Here is a 517-nt window from a genome sequence, read left to right as displayed (position 1 = left end):
AAGGCGACCTGCACGAACTGCTGCGCCCGATTTTACGCGACCACTTCCAGCCGGCGCTGCTGGCCCGCTTCCAGACCGTGATTTATCGCCCACTGAATGAGCCCGCGATGCGCACCATCGTGCAGATGAAGCTAGCGCAGGTCAGTAAGCGTCTGAACCGTCACTACGGCCTGACCACGCAGATAGATGAGAGCCTGTATGACGCGCTGACCGCTGCATGCCTGCTGCCGGATACCGGCGCACGCAACGTTGACAGCCTGCTCAACCAGCAAATTCTGCCGGTGCTGAGTCAGCAGTTGCTGACCCACATGGCGGCGAAACAGAAACCGAAATCGCTGACGCTGGGGTGGAGTGAGGAAGAGGGTATCGGGCTGGAGTTTGACCGTACACAAGGAGTGGACGCATGACGATAAGATTCAGCCACAACCATCACCAGTTGTCGGTGAAGGGATGTGACGCAGAGCTCGATGTACTGGCGTTTGAAGGCGATGAAGCCCTGAGCACGCCGTTCAGCTAC

Annotated in this window: 2 pseudogenes; both read left to right on the top strand. The window is 58.6% G+C overall.

Annotation, left to right across the window (positions count from 1 at the left end):
• A pseudogene (locus ACG0Z5_RS23920) lies at positions 1-407 on the top strand (type VI secretion system ATPase TssH); the annotation flags it as partial.
• Positions 404-517: pseudogene (locus tag ACG0Z5_RS23915) on the top strand (Rhs element Vgr protein); the annotation flags it as partial. The pseudogenes ACG0Z5_RS23920 and ACG0Z5_RS23915, both read left to right, overlap by 4 nt.

The sequence above is a fragment of the Scandinavium sp. M-37 genome (assembly GCF_043558715.1).
Lineage (GTDB): Bacteria > Pseudomonadota > Gammaproteobacteria > Enterobacterales > Enterobacteriaceae > Scandinavium > Scandinavium vulneris_A.
This window is presented reverse-complemented; position numbering and strand designations above follow the sequence as displayed.